The organism is Acidovorax sp. LjRoot194, assembly GCF_964253015.1.
Classification (GTDB): domain Bacteria; phylum Pseudomonadota; class Gammaproteobacteria; order Burkholderiales; family Burkholderiaceae_C; genus Acidovorax.
Genome location: NZ_CAXUQB020000001.1, coordinates 892,891 through 913,251 on the forward strand (window position 1 = coordinate 892,891; position 20,361 = coordinate 913,251).

General features: G+C 63.4%; 16 protein-coding genes. 14 read left to right on the plus strand and 2 right to left on the minus strand.

The genetic code is table 11. The features are described 5' to 3' along the window. The first annotated feature begins 64 nt into the window (after positions 1 to 64). Positions 65 to 2,419: a type II secretion system secretin GspD gene (gene gspD / locus ACSQ3N_RS04195; protein ID WP_436147915.1), complete on the plus strand. Its 2,355-nt coding sequence runs from the start codon at positions 65 to 67 to the stop codon at positions 2,417 to 2,419. Here the strand turns inward: gspD and ACSQ3N_RS04200 are convergent. Beyond that, a complete protein-coding gene (locus ACSQ3N_RS04200; protein ID WP_436145663.1) occupies positions 2,412 to 2,552 on the minus strand; it encodes a hypothetical protein in 141 nt (46 codons plus the stop codon). The genes gspD and ACSQ3N_RS04200 overlap by 8 nt on opposite strands. On the opposite strand from ACSQ3N_RS04200, the gene ACSQ3N_RS04205 reads away from it, so the two are divergent. From ACSQ3N_RS04205 to ACSQ3N_RS04245, 9 genes are all read left to right on the plus strand, one after another. After that, positions 2,551 to 3,018 (plus strand): hypothetical protein, encoded by a 468-nt coding sequence (locus tag ACSQ3N_RS04205; protein ID WP_436145664.1) that lies wholly within the window; start codon positions 2,551 to 2,553, stop codon positions 3,016 to 3,018. The two genes, ACSQ3N_RS04200 and ACSQ3N_RS04205, sit on opposite strands and share 2 nt — an antisense overlap. Before the next feature lie 273 nt (positions 3,019 to 3,291). Beyond that, the gene (locus ACSQ3N_RS04210; protein ID WP_436145665.1) at positions 3,292 to 5,070 is read left to right on the plus strand and encodes a cell surface protein; all 1,779 of its coding nucleotides are present in this window, start codon (positions 3,292 to 3,294) and stop codon (positions 5,068 to 5,070) included. A gap of 122 nt (positions 5,071 to 5,192) precedes the next feature. Further along, entirely contained in the window at positions 5,193 to 6,185 is a 993-nt protein-coding gene (locus tag ACSQ3N_RS04215) for a peptidylprolyl isomerase (RefSeq protein ID WP_436145666.1), read from the plus strand. Between the two features lie 172 nt (positions 6,186 to 6,357). Then, positions 6,358 to 7,161 (plus strand): ABC transporter permease, encoded by an 804-nt coding sequence (locus ACSQ3N_RS04220; RefSeq protein WP_436145667.1) that lies wholly within the window; start codon positions 6,358 to 6,360, stop codon positions 7,159 to 7,161. 5 nt (positions 7,162 to 7,166) lie between these two features. Further along, positions 7,167 to 8,465 carry an ABC transporter ATP-binding protein gene (locus ACSQ3N_RS04225; protein ID WP_369817115.1) on the plus strand — a complete coding sequence of 433 codons (1,299 nt, stop codon included), beginning with the start codon at positions 7,167 to 7,169 and terminating at the stop codon, positions 8,463 to 8,465. A 234-nt stretch (positions 8,466 to 8,699) separates the two neighbouring features. Further along, positions 8,700 to 9,605 (plus strand): class I SAM-dependent methyltransferase, encoded by a 906-nt coding sequence (locus ACSQ3N_RS04230; protein ID WP_436145668.1) that lies wholly within the window; start codon positions 8,700 to 8,702, stop codon positions 9,603 to 9,605. 73 nt (positions 9,606 to 9,678) lie between these two features. Continuing rightward, complete coding sequence (locus ACSQ3N_RS04235) at positions 9,679 to 10,545, plus strand: class I SAM-dependent methyltransferase (RefSeq protein ID WP_056164053.1); 867 nt, start codon at positions 9,679 to 9,681, stop codon at positions 10,543 to 10,545. Next, on the plus strand, positions 10,542 to 11,615 hold the full coding sequence (locus tag ACSQ3N_RS04240; RefSeq protein WP_056164050.1) for an acyltransferase family protein: 1,074 nt from the start codon (positions 10,542 to 10,544) through the stop codon (positions 11,613 to 11,615). Before ACSQ3N_RS04235 ends, ACSQ3N_RS04240 begins: the two co-directional genes overlap by 4 nt. A 99-nt stretch (positions 11,616 to 11,714) precedes the next feature. Further along, entirely contained in the window at positions 11,715 to 12,845 is a 1,131-nt protein-coding gene (locus tag ACSQ3N_RS04245) for an acyltransferase family protein (RefSeq protein WP_235507269.1), read from the plus strand. On the opposite strand, the gene ACSQ3N_RS04250 is transcribed toward ACSQ3N_RS04245, so the two are convergent. Next, positions 12,823 to 16,614, minus strand: coding sequence for a methyltransferase domain-containing protein (locus ACSQ3N_RS04250; RefSeq protein ID WP_056164047.1), 3,792 nt, complete (start codon positions 16,612 to 16,614; stop codon positions 12,823 to 12,825). The genes ACSQ3N_RS04245 and ACSQ3N_RS04250 overlap by 23 nt on opposite strands. An 80-nt stretch (positions 16,615 to 16,694) precedes the next feature. On the opposite strand from ACSQ3N_RS04250, the gene ACSQ3N_RS04255 reads away from it, so the two are divergent. The 4 genes from ACSQ3N_RS04255 (at position 16,695) to ACSQ3N_RS04270 (ending at position 20,310) form a co-directional block, all read left to right on the plus strand. After that, positions 16,695 to 17,480 carry a glycosyltransferase gene (locus tag ACSQ3N_RS04255; protein ID WP_162241055.1) on the plus strand — a complete coding sequence of 262 codons (786 nt, stop codon included), beginning with the start codon at positions 16,695 to 16,697 and terminating at the stop codon, positions 17,478 to 17,480. Continuing rightward, the gene (locus ACSQ3N_RS04260; protein ID WP_056164043.1) at positions 17,477 to 18,580 is read left to right on the plus strand and encodes an MraY family glycosyltransferase; all 1,104 of its coding nucleotides are present in this window, start codon (positions 17,477 to 17,479) and stop codon (positions 18,578 to 18,580) included. The genes ACSQ3N_RS04255 and ACSQ3N_RS04260 overlap by 4 nt, the downstream gene beginning before the upstream one ends. A gap of 89 nt (positions 18,581 to 18,669) precedes the next feature. Next, positions 18,670 to 19,560, plus strand: coding sequence for an acetylglutamate kinase (gene argB / locus ACSQ3N_RS04265; RefSeq protein ID WP_056164040.1), 891 nt, complete (start codon positions 18,670 to 18,672; stop codon positions 19,558 to 19,560). 57 nt (positions 19,561 to 19,617) lie between these two features. After that, positions 19,618 to 20,310, plus strand: a complete 693-nt coding sequence (locus ACSQ3N_RS04270; protein ID WP_056164036.1) for a response regulator transcription factor — start codon at positions 19,618 to 19,620, stop codon at positions 20,308 to 20,310. Positions 20,311 to 20,361 lie beyond the last annotated feature (51 nt).

Genomic DNA, 20,361 nt, shown 5'->3' on the forward strand with positions numbered 1-20,361 from the left:
AGTAATCGTAGGCTCCTGAACAATGACTCTCCCCCGCTTCGGCTACTCCTTGCTCGCCCTCGCCATGCTGCAAGGCCTGAGCGCCACATCGTGGGCGCAGGCTGCACCCGGCGCTGCGGCAGTTCCCGCCACCCCCACGCAGGCCGCCCCCGCCACAGATGCCGCTCGTGTGCAGCCGCAAGCCGAGCCTGCCGAAACGCGGCCCCGCATCATCCGCGGCAACGACCAGGTCATTGCGCCCGGCAAGCCAGCTGCAACCTTGAGCGGTGCGCCGCTCACCTTCAGCTTTGAAGATGCTCCGGTGGCCGACGTCGTGCGCACCGTGCTGGGCGACATCATGGGCGTGCCCTATGTGCTGCACCCGCCCATCGCCGGCACCGTGACATTGGCCAGCCGCAACGCCATTCCGCCAGACCAGGCCGTGTTTCTGCTGGAAAGCGCGCTGCAGGCCAACGGCCTAGCCCTGGCGCGTGACGCCCGCGGCACCTACCACGTGGGCCGGGCAGACATGCTGCGCAACATTGGCTCCGATGTGCGCCAGGCCAGCCCGCGTGCGCCCCTGTCCCCCGGTTTTGGTGCCATCGTCATTCCGCTCAACTACATCGGCGCCGGAGAGATGGCCTCCATCCTGCGCCCCATGGTTCCGGGCGATGCCATCATCCGCGTGGACACGGTACGCAACCTGTTGGTCATGAACGGCACCCGCACCCAGGCCGAAGGGTGGCTGGAGCTGGTCAACACCTTCGACGTCGATTTGCTCAAGGGCATGTCGGTGGGTGTGTTCCCGCTCAAGCACGCGAGTGTCAAGGAGATCGAGGCGGCCTTGAGGTTGGTCAGTGGCGGCAGTGCTGCCCCGGCCGGAGGTGCAACGGGCGGCGCTGCTGGCAGCGTGGGAACGCAGGCGGGTGCCGCGGGACGCGGGCAAGCGGGCAACGCTGGCGCTGCAGCCTCTGCGGTTCTGGGTGAAGGCAATCCTTTGTTCGGCGCCTTGCGCATCATGCCCATCGAGCGCATCAACTCGATCTTGGTCGTGACCCCTCGCGCCGCCTATCTGGACGAAGCGCGCCGCTGGATCGAACGCTTCGATCAGCCCACCGACAGCGGTGGCGAGCCACAGCTGTACATCTACCAGGTGCAGAACGTCAACGCGAAACACCTTGCCAATGTGCTCAGTGGAATTTTTGGTGGGCAAACGAGCAGCATGGGTAACGTGGCCAACAGTGGAGTGGCCCCCGGTCTGTCCACCGCAACCGGCAATTCGTTCGGTCAAAACTCCATGTCGAGCGGCACGTTTGGCAATTCCAACTCGTCTTTTGGCGGTGGCATGTCGAGCAGCACGTTCGGCAACCGCGCCGGGGTCCAGAATTCGGGCTTCAACAGCCTGGGTGGTCGAAACAACCAGAACAGCGGTACTCAGCAGCAGCCCGCTGCTGCTGCCAGCATCGGCAATATTCGGGTCATGGCAGACGAGTTGAACAACTCGGTTCTGGTCTGGGGTACCAAGTCCGAATACAGCAAGATTGAAGCGACGCTCAAACGACTGGATGTGCCGGTGACCCAGGTCCTGATCGAAGCCACCATCGTTGAAGTCACCCTCTCCGACGAACTGGAGTACGGTCTGCAATGGGCCTTCAATGACAACCCTACCCGCAACGGTTCGACCTACCGCGGCAATGGCCAGCTGACCAACAACGCCAACGGAATCATCAGCGGTCTGGCACAAGGCTTCTCGTACACGGTGGGGCGGTCAACAAGCGACATCCGAGCCACATTGAATGCGCTGGCGACGAAGTCGTTGGTGAAGGTGATCTCAAGCCCATCGCTGATGGTGTTGGACAACCACACTGCAAGCATCGCTGTCGGCAACCAGCAACCTGTCAAAACCAACACCACCACGCCGATCACGGACATCACCACGGGTGTGACCACCAGCACCATTCAGTACAAGGACACCGGCGTCAACCTGACCGTCACGCCGTCGGTCAATGCAGGCAACCTGGTGACCATGCAGGTGGACCAGACCGTGACGGATGTGGGTGCAGACGTGCCGAGCGCAGATGGTCAGCCTGCTTTCTTGCAGCGACAGATCAGCAGCAAGGTGGCGGTGCGCACGGGCGAGGCCATCGTGCTGGGGGGGTTGATCAAGGACAACTCCAATACGGGCAAGTCTGGCGTACCGTTCCTGCAAGATGTCCCGCTGGTGGGCAAGCTGTTTGGCTCCAACACGGTCAATAAGGGCCGCACCGAGCTGCTGGTAGTCATCACGCCGCGGGTCGTGCGTACCGACATTGACATCCGCGAAGTGAGCGAAGATCTTCGAGATCGACTCAAGGGTCTGAAGGCCATCGAAAACCTGGGCATCGGAACCAAAGCCCCGGTACTCGACTCGGTACCGCAGCGTTCTGCACCGGCTAACTAACCAAAGTGCCGAATGTGACCTGAGCCAGACCAACCCCTTTGAAGCCGCCCGCATTGCGGGCGGACTTTTTTGGAGAGTTCGGCAAAGCGATGTGAGCAGTCGCTATCATTTTTTTGTAGGAGTAAGTATTCATGACGATTCTTCAGTCGGCCGCCGCCCCCGCCACGATGGCACCCGTTGCTGTACCGCGCAGCATCAGCCGTGCCAAGATTGCACTGGCTGCCCTGGTAATGGCGGCAACAGCAGGTTGTGCCACCATGAGCGGCCAGACGCCTGAACAAAAGGTTCAGGCCCGTGCAGAAGCATTCTGGAAGGCACGCGTCGCAGGCGACGCCAAGGCTGCCTATGCACTGATGACCCCCGCCTACCGTGGCTTGCGCGACGAGCCATCGTTCGTCAAGCAATTCGGTGAGAAAGCGCCCGTTACGAAAAGCGAGATCACCAAGGTCACTTGCGAAGACGCAGAAAAGTGCATCGCGCAGGTGGGCCTGACTGCCAAACCGATGGTGCCTGGCCTGGCCTTGCCCACAGTGACTGGCTACATCGATGAGACCTGGGTGTTGGTAGACGGTCAATGGTGGCGCCACGAAGCTCCCTGACCGTGACAAATGACTCAAGAAACAACACTTCGTGCTGCCGTTGATAGAAATCATGGGACCGCAGGTGGGTGCTTGGGTATAGTCGGAATTGCTGATTACTATCCTGCGCCCGGCAGCTTGCTGCCAATGGTGACCAAGCCCTCTCTGTGGCGATGAAGCAACAGGTTTGTGGGGGTGCCGGAATCTTAGGCAGGTTTGAAAAACTCTGTGCTAGGATTCGCGGGCGTAATCAATCGTGGTAGTTGCGCTTATTTATTTAACTGGAGTTAAAGCATGAGAAAGAATGTATTGGCACTGAGCATTGCTGCCATGGTTGGTAGCTTTGCTGGCGTTGCCCAAGCTGACGTGTTTGCACCTGCTGCTGCCGCTACTGGCGTTGTGCTCGGCACGAACGTGGCTACTGAGCCAGGCGTGGTTGGTGCTGTTGCTACGGCCGCAACCGTGCTGGAAGTGAATTCCAACAACACCGGCCACATGCTGGTGGTTCCTTACTACACGGTGCAAAACGGCAACATGTCCGTGATCCACCTGAGCAACACCGACCGCGCCAACGGTAAGGCTGTGAAGATCCGCTTCCGCGGCGCCGCCAACTCGGACGACGTCAAGGATTTCCAGATCTTCCTGTCGCCTGGTGACGTGTGGACTGGTGCCGTTCTGCAAGGTGCCGATGGCGCAGCTTCGCTGTTCTCCAACGACAAGACCTGCACGGTTCCCGCTATTCCTTCGACCGGCACGCCTTTCGCTACCGCTCGTCTGAACACTACCGCCAATGTGAACGGCACGCGTGAAGGCTACGTTGAAATCTTCAACATGGCTGACATCCCATCTGTGAAGCTGTACAACGCTGCCACGCCTGCATCGGGCGTGGTTGCTGGTAACGCCGGCACTGCCAACTCCATCCTGTACACGGCTACCAAGCACGTGGCTGGTGTGGCGCCTTGCTCGGTGGCAGGTTCTGCCTCCCGTTCCACTCTTGATGAAATCGCTCTGACCAACTTCACTGCGGGCGCTCACGCTGCATCCGTCGGTTTCGCTGGCGCAACGACCGGTCTGGCTGCTGACTGGTACATCCTGAACCTGGCTCAAACCACTGCCTTCTCTGGCTCCGCTACCGCTATCGAAGCGCGCGTGGGTGCTGGTGGTGCTGCTGGTGCCGCCAACTTCGTGCATTTCCCACAAACGGACGCTGGTTCGGCTGCTTTCTTTGCTTCCGCCAACAAGAGCGCTGACACTTACACCGCTGACCCGCTGCTGCGCACTAACGTGCACAACCAAGCCAAGGCCGCCGTTGTTGGTCCAGTCGTGACGCCTCTGTTCATCGACCTGCCAGACATGTCGACGCCTTACCTGGTTGGCAATGCTCCTGCTGGCGCTCCTGCTGACGCAAACCGTCCTAAGGTCCAGGCTGTGACCCTGACTGCCGCTCTGTCGCGCACGTCGGTGTCTAACCAGTACGCTCTGGATGCAGGCATTTCGGCTCAGACCGACTGGGTGTTCTCCATGCCTACCCGTCGTTACAGCGTTGCTGCTAACTACAAGGCTGCCACCACCGCCGCTGATGCATACCGCCTGTATTCCGACTTGAGCGTGATTGCTACTTCCCCAGCACTGCCCGCCCTGACAGGTGCAGCTGACGAGTGGTTCCACCCCGCTAACACTTCGGTGGACAGCCGTGGCAACATCTGCGTGAATGCAGACGGTATCCGCTTCTTCGACCGCGAAGAAACCACGACTGGCAATGCGCCAATCTTCTCGCCAGCAGTGGCCGGCCAACTGGCTTTCTGCGGCGAAACCAGCGTGCTGTCGCTGTCGACCAACAAGGTTCTGAGCTCTGCTTCTGACCTGACGGCCTCGACCACGACGTCGCCTTACACCAATGGCTGGACGCTGGTCACCACGACCAACGCCTTTGCTGGTGTTGACAACACTAACACGTTCACCGGCGGTCTGCCAATCCTGGGTGACGCCTTCATCAAGATGAAGAACGACTCTGCAGGCCAAGGCTTCGCTTCGACGTTCGGTCTGACCTGGGGTCACCGTTACGGCCGTTAATTCGGCGTGAACTTTTCGCAGCAATGCGAAACCAAAAAAAGGCGGGGCAACCCGCCTTTTTTTTATTTTGTGCCTGACTGGTTGAGCAAGGTGGCCGGGGCACTCCACATACATTGATCCACATGCATATGCGTAAATTTTGTCAAAGCGTTCTGAAGAGCGACCCCCAAGAAACCGTAGCACATGGCGTCTGGAAGCAGCGCTGGGTGGCTGTTTGTGCAGTCCCGCTCCTGGCCTTTGCAGCTCATGCTGCTGAGCCGGTGCTGGCCAAGGGGTCGGTCAAGGGTGCGGGCGAAGTTCAGGTCACTGCGGCGGATGTAGCCGCCGACGTGCAGCGCATTCCACCAGAGGTGCGTCCTCAGGTTTTGACTCAGGCCCGCACCATAAATCAACTAGTCACCAATCTGTACACCCGCCGTGCACTGGCGCAGCGGGCGCAGGCCGAGGGATTGGGCCAGAATCCGGAAGTGGTTGCCGCGCTTGCATTGGCGCGTGACAAGGTTCTGTCGGATGCGCTGCTGGTCCAGGTCGACAGGTCCAACACGCCGTCGGACATGCAGGCCGTGGCCATGGCACGCACAATCTACAAAGCCCAGGCAGCGGAATATGCTGAGCCTGAGCAGGTTCAGGTGCGTCACATCCTGATCCTTGTCAAGGACCCGTCGGAAGATGCTGCTGCCAAAGCCAAGGCCCAAGACCTGCTGACCAAGGTGCGGGCAGGAGGTGACTTTGCAGCGCTGGCCAAGCAAAACTCGGGCGACCCCGGCAGTGCCGAAAAGGGCGGTGACCTGGGCTTCTTTGCCAAGGGCCGCATGGTGCCAGAATTCGACACGGCCGCCTGGGCCTTGCAAAAGCCCGGTGATACCAGCGAAGTGATCAAGACCCAGTTCGGTTACCACGTGCTGCAGCTCGTGGGTCGCAAGCCTGCGGGCCAGAAGCCGTTCGAGGAAGTGCAGGAAGCACTGGTGGCCAAGGTCCGCCAGGCTGAGCAGCAAAAGGGCCGCAACGAGTTGGCCAAGACGCTTGAGGAGACCGTCAAGCTTGACGAGGCCGCCATCAAGGCCACCGTAGACAAGCTGGTTGCTCCAGCACCGGCAGCTCCCGCCAAAAAGTAAAGCCGCTGGGCTTACGCCGTCGCTCCATGTGCCGGCGTAAGTCTTTGTGGCAACCGACAGCTCAATCCAACCAACGGCAGTCCGCATATCAGCATGCGGCAAAACGTGGTACGTTACGCGGTTTTGTCTTTGATGAGGATGGGCCTGCCAAGGCAGGCCCGCAACAATCAACATGCTGCATGCGTTTGGCAATGAACTGAGGGCCGTCTGGAGCGCGCGGTCCTTGGTATGGGTGCTCACCCGCCGTGAGGTGGCCGCCCGCCACGCAGGCACGGCTGCTGGCATTCTTTGGCCCTATCTCCAGCCACTGCTGACAGTAGCGGCTTACTACTTGGTCTTCGACGTGGTGTTTGCCATGCGGCTGGGTGATGGCGCCCCCACACATGCGGTGGGCACGTTCCTCGTGGTCGGCGCGCTTCCGTGGATGGCATTTTGTGATGCTGTGGCACGCGGCATGAACAGTCTTATCGATGCAGGCGGGCTGCTCCAGAAGAACCCACTGCCTCCAGTGCTGTTTGTCACCCGCTCGGTGTTGGCCAGTGCCCTGGTGTTTGCGCCGTTGCTGTTGCTCCTGGCGTTGGCTTACACACCGCTGCATCGGTTTGCGTGGCCCGTGGTTGCCTTCCCGCTGCTGGTTCTGGTCCAGTGGGCAATTTGTCTGCTCCTGGCCTACGTGCTGGCCATTTTGGCCGCCGCCTTGCGCGACACCGTGCAGATGGTGGGCTTTCTGTTGTCGGTCGGCATCTACCTGTCGCCGGTCCTCTTTCCCATGACCCTGTTCCCTGAGCGCTGGCGCTGGGTCTTGTGGCTCAACCCCATGGCGGCGCCAGTGCAGGGCTACCAGCAGATTCTGTTGCAGGGCAGCTGGCCCGCCGCCAGCGTATGGTGGGTATCCTGCGCATGGATGGTAGTGCTGGTTTTGGCTTTGAATGTGCTGGTGGCGCGCAGCCGGGATCAACTGGTGGACTGGCTATGAGTGCAATGGTTCAGCCTTCCCCAGAGGGCGGTGTGACGCCGCAGACTGTGTTGAGCGTGCAGTCCGTCAGCAAAGAATACAAACTTTACCCTTCGGCACGTTCAAGGCTGCGGGCCTTGCTCACGGGGCGCGCCACCCACCGCAGCCACTGGGCGCTGCGCGACGTGTCCTTCGAGTTGCATCGAGGCCAGTGCATTGGTGTGATTGGAGACAACGGTGCAGGCAAGAGCTCGTTGCTCAAGCTTCTGGCCGGGACCCTGCAGCCGTCGAGCGGACGCATTGATCGCGTAGGCCGTGTAACGGCCATTCTGGAACTGGGAGCAGGCTTCCACCCTGACTTCAGCGGCCGTGACAACCTGTACTTCGGCGGCAGCCTCATTGGCATCAGCCATGACGAGATGGCGCGGCTGGAGCCGGAGATCGTGGAGTTTTGTGAGTTGGGTGAAGCCCTGGACCGCCCGGTCAAGACCTATTCATCGGGCATGACGGTGCGGCTGGCTTTTGCGCTGGTGACGGCCGTGCAGCCCGACGTGCTGATCATCGACGAAGCCCTGGCGGTGGGCGACCAGCATTTTCAGAAGAAGTGCGTCGAACGCATCATGGCGTTTCGCAACAACGGCTGCACCATCCTGTTTTGCTCCCACAGCCCGTACCACATACGCCACCTGTGCGATGCCGCGCTGTGGCTCAGGGCCGGGGAGGTGGTGCAGTTTGGGCCCACCGAGCCGGTGCTCGCGGCATACGACGTGCACACCCGGCAGCGTCAGGCGCTGCAGGACGGCTCGCAAGAGGGCGTCGTTCCCTATGCAGATACACCCGGCGGAGGCGAAGGCGAAGCGGGCGCGTCAGAAGCCGACGCCGCGGGCAAGCACCCCGCAGCCGTTAACGATCTTGGCGCTGCATGCATCGTGTCGGTGGATGTGCAGGACCTGGCAGACCCGGTCGGCGACCAGCCACCTTTGCTGGAAAGCACCAACCTGGTGGTCACCATCACAGCCAGAGGGCGGGGCGAGGAACGTCCGCACATTGGCTTCATGATCGAGCAGTCCAAGGGCGTAGGTATCACATCGCTGGCGACGCATGAGGATGGTGCCTACCCTGAGCGTCAGCCAGATGGGACGTGGCGTTCGGTACTCACGTTTCCCGATTTGCCTTTGCACAGCGGCGACTACGTCATCAGCGCTTTCCTGTTCGACGAAACGGGCCTGGCTGTGTACGACGAGTGGTTCCAGTTCATGCATTTCCGGTTTGTTTTTCCAAAGGCATTGCCGGGGCTCGTTCGCTTGCCGCACCACTGGGGGTAGGGGCTCGGCTCGCACCGCAGCCACGCCGCAGTGAGCGGGTGTGTGCTGGCCCAGCCATGCACAAGTCGTGAGGCCGGGCGGGAATGTTGGAAAATGACCCACAGCCACGCCCCATCACCTCGCAGCGTACCTGGGTAGCAGGTCGCTGGCAGCTATGCGGCTTACTCAGATTGGCAACCTCGCATCGCGGGGCGCTTTTGTCTCCTTCAAGCAGGTATTGATTCCTTATTTCCCATGACAATGGATTCTCTGATTTCGCAGGACAACCCCACCAGCGCAGCGCAGCAGTTGCTGCACGAGGGCGTGCAACTTCTGCAGCAAGGTGACCGCGTTGGCGCCGCCCAGGTGCTTGCAAGGGCGCGTGAGGTGCGCGAGACCTTGCTTGAGGCGCACGACCTGATCGAGCAGCATGCGCTGGTGGGTTCGTTCACGAACATGACCGGGCTTGAATGCAAGATATCGCCCGAGGACGATATCTTTGGGTTCTTTGCGAGCCATCCATCCAGCGTCAATCCACTGCGCGACTACTTTGCAGACGGTTGGCGCACGCTTTCCGAGCTGCTGCTGTTGCTGGAGGCCGTAGATCAGCCGCTGCTCAAAACTCCGCAGGTGCTGGAGTTCGCCAGCGGTCACGGCCGTTTCACGCGCCATCTGGTCAAAGCGCTGGGGGCTGAGCGTGTCACCGTGTCTGATGTGGTTCCGGGGGCGGTCGAGTTTGCGAGGCAGACGTTCGGCGTGCAGGGGTTCCTGTCTGCCAGCGTGCCGGAGAGTGTGCAATGGCCACGGCAATATGACCTTGTGTTCGTTCTGTCGTTGTTCAGCCATCTGCCGCGCAGCACATGGACTCGGTGGCTTCAGGTGCTGCACGGGGCGGTTGCGCCTGGTGGGCTGCTGGTGTTCAGCACACACGGCATGAAGGCGGCTCATTTCGATAGCGTGCAGTTGGACGAAGAGGGCTTCTTCTTTGCCCCCTCGAGCGAGTCGAATGCCATCGATGCCCAGGAATATGGGACGGCTTTCACGTCCGAGGACTTCGTCATTCAGCGCATTGCTGAAACCTGGGGTGACCAGGCGCTGGTACACCGGTCGTTGGTGCATTTCTGGAACCACCAGGATGCGTACGTGTTGCGCAAGCCATGACGACCTGCACTGCCGCAAGTGCCTCCGGTGCGCTTAGTTTCTTCCCCTTCTGACATGGACTGACGACAACAACATGCGCACGCAATGGATGCTGCAGCTGCAGGAGCGGTTGTGGGGCCTGGCCCCTTGGGATGCCCAGAAAATCTCGGATGAGTGGTTCCGTGCCCATTTCCACTACGCCGCGGACGTGGTGAACCACTGGGTGGGCAGTGTCGTGGACATGCCCCACGCCAAGCTTTTCAACTTCGGATGCGGCGATGGCATCACAGACCTGTCGCTGGTGCTGCGCCATGGCGCGACACGCATCCATGGCGTGGACATCCGGCAGGAATACGCCAAGCTGCCGCGCATTGCACGCGAGCAGTTGGGAATGTCCAGAATCCCGTCGGCATTGACTTTTGAGACCATCCTGCCGGGCACCCCGCTGGCTGGGCGCCACAGTAACTTCGACGCGATCATGAGCTGGTCGACCTTCGAACATGTGCAGCGCGATCAGTTGGCCCCCATACTGCGCGACCTGCACGGGTGCCTGCGGTCTGGTGGGTACTTCTTCATCCAGATCGAGCCGCTTTTCTACTCCCCATTCGGTTCGCACCTGCGGCGCTATGACGACAAGCCCTGGCACCACTTGCTGGCCAGCGAGGACGAGTTGTGGGGCGTCGTGCAGTCGCACGAGGGGCCTATCGATGCGGCTGAGGTGGACTTCGGTTTTGCCGACTTTGGCGTGGACGGCTACAAGCGTTTTGTCTTCAAGGAATACCTGGCGCTGAACCGCCTGACCTCGGATGAACTGGTGGAACTTGCCGTAGCTGCGGGTTTCTCGGTGGCACGCCAGGAGCGGCGCAACGTAGAGATGGAGGTGCCGTCGGCACTGCGCGACCGGTATCCGCAAGAGTGGTTGCTGAACAACGAGATCTTCCTGCTGCTGCGCAAGGAATGAGCGCCATCCCCACATCGTCGGCCGATGAGCAAGGCAACGCCTTCAACGCGTTGCGGATCGGCGCTGCCTCCGCGGTGATCTTCAGCCACCACTTTCACATCACTGGGACCCCGCCGCCCTCCTGGCTGCATTCCGACATGGTGGGAGGCGTAGCGGTGATGACGTTCTTTAGCATCAGCGGCTATCTGGTGACGCTGAGCTGGCTGCGGGACCCGCGGGTGCTGGCGTTCATCGGCAAGCGGCTGCTGCGGCTGTGGCCTGGCATGCTGGTGGCGGTGCTGGCCGACGTTTTTCTGTTTGGCGCGTTCTTCACATCGCTCCCGCTGCGGGAGTTTCTCGTGCACCCGAAGACGCTGGAGCACTGGCAGAACCTGTTGCTGGGGACTGCCTACGTTAACCTGCCCGGAGTCTTCCCGAAGAACCCGCTGGCCGGGTTGATGAACGGGCCGTTGTGGACGATCCCGATGGAGCTCATGTGCTACTTTGCCCTCGCCGTAGCGGGCGTGCTGGGTGTGTTGCGCTCGCGCAAGCTGGCGTGCGCCGTGGCCGTGGCCTATGTCGCGTACTTCCTGGCAAAGCGCAATGCCGACCTGACGGGCGTGATGGAGCACTGGTTCGAATACCCGGCGTACTTCGCTTGCGGTGTGCTGCTGGCGTTGTCCCGCGATCAGTTCCATGCCCATGGGCGCAAGGTGGTACTCGGCCTGGTGCCGGTAGCGGCTGCGCTTTTTTTCGGCGCCAAGCTGGAGCACTCTGCCGGCCTGTTGCTGCTGCCCCCGTTGCTCATCCATCTGGGGTCGCTCAAGGCGCCTGCTTTTGCGTGGCTGCATCGCAAGGGCGATCCCTCGTACGGCATCTATATCCTCGGGTGCCCCATTCAGCAGGCGGTACAAGCCCTGTTCCCTGGCTTGCCTTTTTTGCTGAGCCTGGCGTTGGCGCTCGCTGTGGCTGTGGCTGCCGGATATGCATCGTGGCATGCCGTGGAGGCCCCCGCACTGCGGCTCAAGCGCTGGCTGGATGGGCGCCCTGGCGGCGCACGCACAGCAACTGCTGCCGCTGCTGGCGCATGACGCGCGGACACGACCGCTCCTGCCGGGCGCACGGGGTGTGCCGCTTGGTGCAGCAGCTCGCTGGCTTGGGGCCGATGCAGTGCATCAGGACCTTGCCGAATGGACTTTGGGGTCAACATGCATCGGGTGATTGCCATGCAGGCCATTGAGCGCGGCAACCGCTTCGATCTGCTTCGCTTGATGGCTGCGCTCGCGGTCTTTGTGGCGCACGGCGACTTTCTGTACCGTTTGCATCTGCCGGTGCCTTTCCCCGGGCACAGCCTGGGATCGGTGGCGGTGTATGTCTTCTTTTTCGTCAGCGGCTACCTGGTGTGCCAAAGCTGGGACCGCGAGCCCGACTGGCGTGCGTTCGGGGTGAAGCGGGCGATGCGCATCTTTCCGGGCCTGATGGTGGCGGTCTTATTTTCCGTCTTCGTGCTCGGTTGGGCGGTCACCACGTTGCCCTCGTCGGTCTACTGGGGTTCAGGCAGCACCTGGCTCAACGTCGTCAACAACGCGCTGGGGCTGGCGACGGTGCAGACCCTGCCGGGTGTGTTCGAAAGCAATCCGTTCGCGCGTGCGGTGAATGGATCCTTGTGGACCATCCGGTATGAACTGGCGATGTACCTGATCCTCGCCACCATGGCGATGGCTGCGCGCGGGCGCCGCTGGGTCTACCCGCTCGCTGTGTGCATTCTGGTACTCGGTTGGGAAGCAGCACGGCAGGGCCGCTGGGATGCCGGCATCGAAGCCGGTGGCGGGCTCCTGGCGGACGCATTCCGCTGGCGGGATTTCTGCGGCTTTGGCGTACCGTTTTTCGTCGGCGCGTGGTGGGCAGCCTATGGAGTGCGCCCGCGAGTTTGGATGGCGCTGGCTGCCTTGGTGTCTGCGGTTGCGGCCCTGACGCTGCAGAGCGAGTGGTTGCGCCAGATCAGCGTATGGGCTCTGGTGGCCTGCGGCACCTTCTACGCTGCGCATGCCGGGACGGCCCGCGAAGGTCCAAGGCAGCGGGAGCGCACCGATATCTCCTACGGGGTGTATATCTACGCGTTCCCGGTGCAGCAGGCGGTCACGGCAGTCTGCCTGCGCCAAGGCTGGCCGCTGTCCGCATGCCTGGCGCTGTCTTTGCTGCCGGTGCTGGGGCTGGCCCTGATGTCGTGGTTCTGGGTGGAGCGGCCTTGCATTCGCGCAGCCCACCGGTGGCTGCGCGCACGGCGCGCCACCCGACCTATGCCCTCAACCAGTTCTTGACACGGCGCTGCCAGTGGCCTGGAATCCTCTGGGCCACGCTGCGCAGCACGGGCAGCGAGCGCAGGTACACCACAGCGCTCAACAAGCCCGACTTGGCACCGAGCGCCGCATCGGGCTGCGGCAGATAGGCCTGCAGTGCATTACTGCCCAGACCAGTGGCTGAGGCACGGCGGGACGCAATGTCGTCTGCCAGGTAGGCCGACCGGTAATGCCATTCGCCGGCTCCACCCACGCCCGCGTTGCCGGAGGTTTGGGCTTCGGCCTCGGTGATGGCAGGGGGCGTGCCGGGTACGAAATGCTGCGCCTGGAGGGAGGCGAAGGTATCCACCCACTCCTTGGCGCTGAGATCCCAGCGGACCACCCAGCTCCAGGGGCGCCCCGCAATGCGTTCGGCGAATGCGCCCAGATCGCTCACCACCACTGGCAACGCAGCCTGCAAGGCGGCACTCAGGGTGTAGCTGTAAGTCTCTGGCCACTGCGCAGGGAACCACACCAGGTCGGGTTGCAGCCACTGCAGCAGGCCGGGCAGGTCTGCCTCCTCATACTGGCCATGCACGGTCAGTTTGGCGCGGGGCTGGGTCTGCAGGTGGCGGTAGCCGTAGCCCAGGAGGTGGAACTCTATGTTCACCTGCCGCTTGGCGGCTTCGATGGCCACGGCTTCGAGAAGGTCGGCGCCCTTGATGGCGCTCAGTGCGCCGATGACTGCGATCTTGAGGGGCGCGTTGGGCAGGCGTGTCGCAGGCAGCGGGGCCGTGAGCGTCGGCACGCCATCGCCAGTGAGGTCCGTGTGCGGGACAACCTTGACGCGTGCACCCTGCGCAAATGCGGCGATTCGCCGCGCGGTGTCGTGGCTTGGCGCGAAGACGTGCCGGGCGCTGGTCAGGAACAGCTCGTTGCGGTGCCGCCAGTCTGCGATGGTCCCTGTGCCCGCGGGGGCTGCTTCGTGCGTCGAGCAGCAGGCACATTCGCCGGGCCGGGGCTCTGGCGCATAGCGGTTGTCGTTCCCGGTCAGGGAGATGTGTGCGCAGTAGCTGTAGAAGTCGTGCGCGGTGAAGTCATAGGGCACGCCCAGTTGGTGGGGCAGGTCCATGATCAGCGGGTCGTGGCCCAGCAGGTGGTGGTAGTGGATGTGCGCCACGCCGAGCTGCCGCAACACCTCCACCAGATCCGGGTGCTGATCCGCAAGGCGGAAGACCAGTTCGAAACCTTCATCTTGCGCCGCCAGCTCGAGAACCACGCTGCGCGCAGGCGCGGGCTTGAGGGTGAGGAAGACGGCGCGATCGCTCAGGTGCTGGGCGAGCTCGCGCACATGGCGCAGGGTGCCGCCTGCTCTGTCGTGCAGCACGGCAAGCACAGCGGGAAGTCCCGCCTGCGCTATCCGGGCCACATCGAGCGCCAGGCGGGAGGGCTGTGCCGGGTCCGCCTGCACGAAGGCCATGACTGCTCTTTCATACCGCGGATGCAGCCGCCGCAGCGTCTCCATGGCGGCCTTTTCCCGCGGGCTCTTGCTGTCGCCGAAGCTCACCCCGCCCGTGTGCAGTACGAAGGTGTCCAGGTTGTGCAGGTTGCGCCAGCCTTTGGCTGCAGCGCGCTGGCAGAAGTCGTTCTCTTCGCCATAGCCCTTGCCGAAGTTCTCGGTGTCGAACAGCCCGACGTCGGCCAGGCTGTCGCGCCGGATGTACATGCAAAAGCCCACGCCGGTGGGCACATCCACGACCGCGCCAGGGTTGGTGGCTGCGCACAGGGCGTCCAGGCGGGCGGTGCTGTAGCCTTCCGGCAGGTCGTTGCCCTCGCAAAAGCGGGGGTAGCTGCAGATGGTGGCGTTGTTCGAAAACGGCGTGACGGATGCGACCTTCTGGTCGCTGTAGGCCGCGCGGCGGATGCGGTCGAGCCAGTCATTGGCGACTTCCGTGTCGCTGTTGAGCAGCAGCACATCGTGGCTGTCGCTGAGCGCCATGCCGCGGTTCACGGTGCCGACGAAGCCCAGGTTCTCGGGGTTTTCCAGCAGGGTGACGCGGCTGTCCTGGGCGGCCTTCTCGCGCAGCCACGCGGTGACTTCGGGCTCGGGACTCGCATCGTTGATCACGATCAGGCGGTACTCGCTCGTGCAAGAACTTGCCAGCACCGACTCGATGCAAAGCTGCGTGTCGGCCAACCCGCGGTAGACCGGAACGATGATGTCCACCGGATGGGCCGGTGCGGACATGGGCTGGGCTGTCGGGGTCGCAGCGGCGCTGCTTTTGGGCGCACGGCCCAGCAATCGGTCAATGCGCATTTTTGCGTGTACCAGGGGGCGGGTTGCGCGAAAGACGGTGGACGCCTCGATGTTCTTCAAGTGACGGGCCAGGTCGTCGTAGTCCCGCTGCACGCGCGTAGCCTCCCGTTGCCAGGTGGCACGCTGGTGGCCTGTGGCGCGGTTGCTTTCTTCCAGCAGCGCGTTGCGGCTGCGGGCCGTGGCCAGGTCTGCGCTCAGGCTGCTTTGCACTTGGTGCAGATGACCTTGCGTGTCGCGGAGATCGCCTTCCAGTTGCGCAATGCGGTCGTGCAGAGGGTGCACCGTCGCAGCCAGCGCCAGGTAGTCCGTGGACATCGGCCAGCCCAGCTCGACCTCCAGCGCCAGGCCGCCGGGCGACCGGGACCGCAGAATCTCTACCGGGACCGGTACCTCGAACCACGGGTCTTCGCCCGACAGCAGCAGCAGGGTCGCTCCGCTGGCGGCGGGCAAAGGTGCCTGCCAGACGATTTCATGGTGGGGCGTGGTGGCGAGCAGAGAGCGCTGGCTTGCCTGTGCATCCCACTTCCAGAGCTCGGCGCCCTGGGCATTCTTCAGCGCGATGCCGTACAGGTGCAGGTAGCCCGGCCGGTCTGCCGGGTCCAGCCGCAGGTGCGTGCAGGGCACGTCGGCTGCGGGGATGTCAAAGCGAACGGTCTGCCGGTCCTGGCCGATGATCCCCGACGCGGTGAGCTTGTCGGCTTCGCGGTACTGGCCGTCGCGCCCCAAGTACAGCTCGGCCGAAAAATGAGCCTTGCCTTCTGCAGGAAAGGACTCCTGCACCACCACCGCTTCTTCGGCGGACTCGACGGGACGCGCCGCACCGACAAACTGGTAGCTCAGGGCATCCGGGCCCGACAGGATGAAACGGGCCACCGACGGCGGCAGATCGTCGAACTCCACCTTGAACTCTGACTCGGGGATCGGGCGCTCGATGACCTCCAGGGTGTCAATGGCCCAGCGCTGTTCCGTCATGAACCGCACCAGCGACCGGCGCGTGAAGAAGCGCAGGTGCGTCTCATCCAGCAAGCCTTCCTTGCGGTATTTGAATTCGCCCTTGAGCAATTCGGCGATCAGGCCGCTGTAGCTGGCGTTGGGCACGGAGATGAGCAGCCGTCCTTCGGCGGACAGCATGTTCCGGGCGGCTGCCAACACCGACTCGGGGTGCCGCAAGTGCTCCAGCACGTCCGCACACACGATGGCGTCGTAGCGTTCCCCGGCGAACAGCTTGGGCAGGTCCGCGGTTTCCAGGTCCGCCACATGCACGTGGCGATAGTGGGGGCGGGCGTGGGCCGCTTCCGCCTCGCTCCACGTGACGCCGTCGCTGACACAGCTGCGGGTTTCCGCCAGGTACTGACCCAATGCCCCGCTCCCACAGCCCAGGTCGAGGACCTTGGAGCCTGCGGGAATCATCTCGGCGAGGGTGGAGAGAGAAGTTCTTTCTTCGGGACGAATGCTACGTAGATAGACGTGCAAGTCCTCAATTGTTTGCGTCATCCCGGAATTATGACGGGGCTTGCCAGGGCACCCCCGGGAGATTGTTACAACTGTGTGGCTATCCGAACGACAATACCGGGGTGCCACTGATTGCTCCCCGCCCTTCACCCACCGTCGTCGTGTCCATCGTCAGCCATGCCCATGGGGTTCAGATTCAGGCATTGCTGGAGGCCCTGGCCCGCCTGAATTCCCCGGTGGTGTCGAGGGTGGTGCTCACACTCAATGTGCCCGAGGCAGAGCCGCAATGGCCGTCAGGGCGATGGCCTTTTTCGCTGGACATCATTCGCAACGAGGTGCCCGTAGGTTTTGGCGCCAACCACAACCAGGCGCTGGCATCGGCCCAGGAAGCGTTTGTTTGCGTACTCAACCCGGATGTGGTGCTGGGCGACGACCCGTTTGTGCCCCTGGTCAACGCCCTGGCCGGGCACGCCTCAGGCTGCGCTTACCCCATCCAGGTCAACGAGAGCGGCCGTGTGCAGGATAGCGAGCGCGAACTACCGTCCCCCTGGACGCTGTTGCGCCGGCGTTTGCTGGGCCGCACGGAGCAGCGCGTCGATTGGGTCAACGCGGCATGTCTTCTGCTGCCGACATCTGTCTGGCGGGAGCTGGCCGGCTTTGACGAGCGCTACTTCATGTACTGCGAAGACGTGGACTTTTGCCTCAGGCTCCGGCTGGCCGGGGGGGCACTGATCAAGGCGCCGGTGGAGATCGTGCATGCGGGCCAGCGGGCCAGCGGCCGCCGGCTCGACCACCTGGCCTGGCACGTTCGCAGCCTGTTTCGGCTGTGGATGTCGCCCGTGTATCGGCAGGCGCAACAGTTGCTAACTGGGGCCTCAGGTATCAAAGGTACCATCGGCACCCCATGATTTGGTTGTCTGTAGTCGGTTTTCTGGTGGCGGCGCTGGCTGCAGGGCTCATCGTTCGATGGGGGAATGAACACGCGCTCGTCTATGGCGAGGGCATGCCGCAGCGGTTTCATCTGGGTGACGTGCCCCGCATCGGCGGCGCTGCGCTGCTGATCGGTATGGTCGTCAGCTGGGGGCTGGGCGTGTGGCAGTCGCTGGGCTGGGGCGACCCTGGCTCGCTGCGGCTGGGCAGTTGGGTCGGCGCCTGGCTGTTGACACTGCTGCCGGCTGCGCTGGGCGGCATTGCCGAAGACATGACGCAACGGCTGTCGGTGCGCTACAGGCTGGCCCTGACCGGTGCATCCGGTGTGCTGGCCATCTTTCTGCTGGATTTGACACTGCCCCGCGTGGGCTGGCCGTGGCTCGATGGCTGGATGGCCATGGCTCCCTGGATCGGCTGGTGCATCGTGGTGCTCGCCGTCGCAGGCCTGCCCCACGCCTTCAACATCATCGACGGCTACAACGGCCTGGCGGGCATGGTGGCGCTCATCGTGTGCCTGGCGCTGGCGCACGTCGCCTTGCAGGTGGGCGACCGCGCCCTGGCGGCGCTGCTGGTGTCCACCGCGGCCGCCACGGGCGGGTTCCTGGTGTGGAACTACCCGCGCGGCATGGTGTTCGCCGGAGACGGCGGGGCGTACGTGTGGGGCGTGGTGATTGCGCTGGCCAGCATTTCGCTGGTGCAGCGCAATGCCGATGTGTCCCCCTGGTTCCCCATGCTGCTGCTGATCTACCCGGTGTGGGAGACGGTGTTTTCCATCTACCGCAAGGCGGTCCGGGGCGTTTCGCCCGGGGTGGCCGATGCGTTGCACTTTCACCAGCTGATCTACCGGCGCATCGTGCGCGGCGTGTTCCATGACGACGAGTCCCGCCGCATGCTCATGCGCAACAACCGCACATCGCCCTACCTGTGGGGCTTCACCCTGCTGACCGTGGTGCCGGCCGTGCTGTTCTGGAGCAATACACCGCTGCTCATGGCGTTTTGCGGCCTGTTCGTGATCAGCTATGTGATGGCCTACATGGCCATCGTGCGCTTCAAGGTGCCGCACTGGCTGCGGCACTGAGACCGGTGCACGCACTGCGGTAGCGGGCCGCGCCGCGAATGCGGCACAATTTGCGCTTCACATTTTCTTCTTGCGGATGGCACGCCTCCATGACCGACCTTCTTTCGATTGCTCCACGCGACAAGGCTGAAATCCTGGCCCAGGCGCTGCCTTACATCCGCAAGTTCCATGGCAAGACCATGGTCATCAAGTACGGCGGCAACGCCATGACCGACCCGGCCCTGCAGGCGGACTTCGCCGAAGACGTGGTGCTGCTCAAGCTCGTGGGCATGAACCCCGTGGTCGTGCACGGCGGCGGCCCGCAGATCGAGACGGCCCTGAACCGCCTGGGCAAAAAGGGCGAGTTCATCCAGGGCATGCGCGTGACCGATGCCGAGACCATGGAAGTGGTCGAGTGGGTGCTGGCCGGCGAGGTGCAGCAGGACATCGTGGGCCTGATCAACCAGGCCGGCGGCAAGGCCGTGGGCCTGACCGGGCGCGACGGCGGCATGATCCGCGCGCAAAAACTCAAGATGGTGGACAACAAGAACCCCGCCATCGAGCACGACGTGGGCCAGGTGGGGGACATCGTCTCCATCGACCCCAGCGTGGTCAAGGCGCTGCAGGACGACGCGTTCATCCCCGTCATCAGCCCCATCGGCTTCGGCGAGAACAACGAGAGCTACAACATCAACGCCGACGTGGTGGCCAGCAAGCTCGCCACCGTGCTGCAGGCTGAAAAGCTCATGCTCCTGACCAACACGCCCGGCGTGCTGGACAAGCAGGGCAACCTGCTGACCGACCTCACGGCGCGCGAGATCGACGCGCTGTTCGCGGACGGCACCATCTCGGGCGGCATGCTGCCCAAGATCGCCGGCGCGCTGGATGCCGCCAAGGCCGGCGTGCACGCCGTGCACATCATCGACGGCCGGGTCCCCCATGCCATGCTGCTGGAGATCCTCACGGATCAGGCCTACGGCACGATGATCCGCTCGCACTGAGGCCACGATGATGCCGGGCGGCGGTCATCTTCCGGTGGGCCACCAGGGAGCGCAGGCGTGAGGCTGCTGCTCGTCGAGGACGACGTCATGGTCGCCAGCGGCATCAAGCTGGGCCTGTCGGACGCAGGCTACGCGGTGGACTGGGTGGGCAGCGGCGAGCGCGCTGAAGAAGTGCTGCGCACCGAGTCGTTCGACGCAGCCATCATCGACATCGGCCTGCCCGCCATGGACGGCCTGGAGCTCACCCGCCGCCTGCGCCGCCCCGACATGGCCAGCCCGTCGATGCCGGTGCTGATCCTCACCGCGCGCGATGCCCTGCACGACCGCGTCCAGGGCCTGGACCTGGGGGCCGACGACTACATGGTCAAGCCCTTCGAGTTGCCCGAACTGCTCGCCCGCCTGCGTGCCCTGCTGCGCCGCTCGCAGGCCGCCACCACGGCGGTGCTCAGCTTCGGCCCGCTCGAGCTCGACACCGCAGGCCGTCGCGCCACGGTGCGCGCGGGCGATGGCGATCTGGTCATCGAGCTCGGCCCCCGCGAGTGGACGGTGCTCGAATACCTGCTCATCAACGCCCCCAAGCCCGCCAGCAAGGACAAGCTGCTGCAGGCGCTGACCGGCTGGGACAAGGAGATCACACCCAACGCGGTGGAGGTCTACGTCTCCCGCCTGCGCGGCAAGCTGGAGCCGCACGGCGTGGCGCTGCGCTCGATCCGCGGGTTCGGCTACCGGCTGGAGCTGCAGGCGGCCTGACCGGCCCCCGTCGGCCCACCAGACCCACGGCCAGTCCGTCCATCGGTCAGC

Bases quoted from the DNA above. Each gene is read 5' to 3' on its own strand.
- ACSQ3N_RS04220 (WP_436145667.1), top strand. From the start codon at position 6,358: ATGCTGCATGCGTTTGGCAATGAACTGAGGGCCGTCTGGAGCGCGCGG.
- gspD (WP_436147915.1), top strand. From the start codon at position 65: ATGCTGCAAGGCCTGAGCGCCACATCGTGGGCGCAGGCTGCACCCGGC.
- ACSQ3N_RS04205 (WP_436145664.1), top strand. From the start codon at position 2,551: ATGACGATTCTTCAGTCGGCCGCCGCCCCCGCCACGATGGCACCCGTT.
- ACSQ3N_RS04245 (WP_235507269.1), top strand. From the start codon at position 11,715: ATGGACTTTGGGGTCAACATGCATCGGGTGATTGCCATGCAGGCCATT.
- ACSQ3N_RS04230 (WP_436145668.1), top strand. From the start codon at position 8,700: ATGACAATGGATTCTCTGATTTCGCAGGACAACCCCACCAGCGCAGCG.
- ACSQ3N_RS04215 (WP_436145666.1), top strand. From the start codon at position 5,193: ATGCATATGCGTAAATTTTGTCAAAGCGTTCTGAAGAGCGACCCCCAA.
- ACSQ3N_RS04225 (WP_369817115.1), top strand. From the start codon at position 7,167: ATGGTTCAGCCTTCCCCAGAGGGCGGTGTGACGCCGCAGACTGTGTTG.
- ACSQ3N_RS04200 (WP_436145663.1), bottom strand. From the start codon at position 2,552: ATGAATACTTACTCCTACAAAAAAATGATAGCGACTGCTCACATCGCT.
- argB (WP_056164040.1), top strand. From the start codon at position 18,670: ATGACCGACCTTCTTTCGATTGCTCCACGCGACAAGGCTGAAATCCTG.
- ACSQ3N_RS04210 (WP_436145665.1), top strand. From the start codon at position 3,292: ATGAGAAAGAATGTATTGGCACTGAGCATTGCTGCCATGGTTGGTAGC.
- ACSQ3N_RS04260 (WP_056164043.1), top strand. From the start codon at position 17,477: ATGATTTGGTTGTCTGTAGTCGGTTTTCTGGTGGCGGCGCTGGCTGCA.
- ACSQ3N_RS04235 (WP_056164053.1), top strand. From the start codon at position 9,679: ATGCGCACGCAATGGATGCTGCAGCTGCAGGAGCGGTTGTGGGGCCTG.
- ACSQ3N_RS04240 (WP_056164050.1), top strand. From the start codon at position 10,542: ATGAGCGCCATCCCCACATCGTCGGCCGATGAGCAAGGCAACGCCTTC.
- ACSQ3N_RS04250 (WP_056164047.1), bottom strand. From the start codon at position 16,614: ATGACGCAAACAATTGAGGACTTGCACGTCTATCTACGTAGCATTCGT.